We start from the raw sequence: 1756 nt of genomic DNA on the forward strand, positions 1-1756 counted from the left end.
CGCAGCCGACCAACGTGCTGAGCTGGCCGTCCGAGGAGCGGGCGGCGGAGGTCGTGGGCGAGGCGCCGGACCTGCCGGAGCCGGGGGAGGCGGACGATCCCGAATCCCTGGGTGACATCGCGATCGCCTGGGAGACCTGCGCGCGAGAGGCGGAGGCGCAGGGCAAGCCGATGGCGGACCATGTCACGCATCTTCTGGTGCATGGCGTGCTGCATCTTCTGGGCTATGACCACATCGAGGAAGAAGACGCGGCACTGATGGAGGGGCTGGAAGTGCGGATACTTGCCAGCCTTGGGGTTTCTGACCCATATTAGGGGCCGCGCCCGCGTGACGGGTGGTATCTGGACAAAGGACCGATGGGCAGTAGCACCGACGGGTCTCCCGCAGCGCAAGGCGCGCCGCAGGTCGAGACCGATGAACCCGCCTCTGAGGGCCAGCGCGGCTTTTTCGGCAGGCTCCTTTCCGCTTTCACCCCCGGCTCCGATGCGGCTGCGCCCGAAACTGCGCCGGGCGCGTCCGCCGCGCCGCCGGGCCTGCACGCGCTGCGCCGGATGCGGGTGGATGACGTGGCGATCCCCAAGGCCGAGATCGTCGCGGTGCCGCTGGACATCGGCAAGGACGAACTGGTCGAGGTCTTCCGCCAGCACGGGTTCAGCCGGGTGCCGGTCTACAAGGGCACGCTCGACCATCCGCAGGGGCTGGTACTGTTGAAGGACCTTGCCTTGCAGCACGGCTTCGGCGCGACGGGGCGGTTCAGCCTGAAGCGGCTTCTGCGCCCGATTCTTTACGCGCCGCCGTCGATGCCGACTGGCGTCCTTCTGCAGAAGATGCAGAAGGAGCGCGCGCATATGGCGCTGGTCATCGACGAATATGGCGGGGTCGACGGGCTGGTGACGATCGAGGACCTGATCGAGACGGTGATCGGCGAGATCGCGGACGAGCATGACGAGGACGAGGGTGCGCTCTGGAAAGAGGAGAAGCCCGGCGTGATCCTGGCGCAATCCACCGCACCGCTGGAAGAGATCGAGGCCGCGCTGGGCATTCCCCTGCGGGCGGGCGAGGAGGACGAGGAGATCGACACGCTGGGCGGGCTCGTCTTCCTGCGATCCGGCCGGGTTCCGGCGCGGGGCGAGGTGATCGGCCACGAGAGCGGCGTCCAGTTCGAGATCGTCGATGCCGACCCGCGCCGGATCAAGCGGCTTCGGGTGCGGGCACCGGTCGCGGGCGCTGCGTGACGCATGGTTGAGGGCTGGCTGACCGGCTGGCGCCGTATGGTGCTGGCCTTCGGGCTGGGTGCCGGGGCGGCGCTGGGGCAGGAGCCCTGGCGGCTTTGGGGGGCAACGCTTGTCGCGCTGGCGGCGCTGGTCTGGCTCTTGGGCCGGGTGCCGGACCGGCGCGGGGCGTTCTGGACCGGGCTTTGCGCCGGGACCGGCTATTTCGCGCTGGCGCTGAGCTGGATCGTCGAGCCCTTCCTGATCGACGTGGCCGCGACCGGCTGGATGGCCCCCTTCGCCGTGGTGTTCTTGTCCGCAGGTCTTGCCCTGTTCTGGGCGGTGGCGGCGGTTCTGGCGCGCCTGTTTCCCCGGCCTGCGCTGGGATTCGTCGTGGCCTTCGTCGCGCTGGAAGGGCTGCGGGGGGTGATCTTCACCGGCTTTCCCTGGGCGATGCTGGGGCATGTCTGGATCGGCACGCCACTCGACCAGCTTGCCGCGCTGGGGGGGCCGTCGCTGCTGAGCCTTGTGACCCTGCTGGGTGC

Annotated in this window: 2 protein-coding genes and 1 pseudogene; all 3 read left to right on the forward strand. The window is 69.4% G+C overall.

Annotated features, from left to right (window positions below):
• A partial coding sequence (gene ybeY / locus ACE3P6_RS12635; protein WP_374395524.1) for an rRNA maturation RNase YbeY occupies window positions 1-314 on the forward strand: 314 nt, incomplete at its 5' end.
• 42 nt (window positions 315-356) lie between these two features.
• On the forward strand, window positions 357-1235 hold the full coding sequence (locus ACE3P6_RS12640; RefSeq protein WP_374395527.1) for a hemolysin family protein: 879 nt from the start codon (window positions 357-359) through the stop codon (window positions 1233-1235).
• Window positions 1236-1238: 3 nt separating this feature from the next.
• Window positions 1239-1756: pseudogene (locus tag ACE3P6_RS12645) on the forward strand (apolipoprotein N-acyltransferase); the annotation flags it as partial.

Origin of the sequence: Tabrizicola sp. (assembly GCF_041911175.1) — a bacterium.
Taxonomy (GTDB): domain Bacteria; phylum Pseudomonadota; class Alphaproteobacteria; order Rhodobacterales; family Rhodobacteraceae; genus Tabrizicola.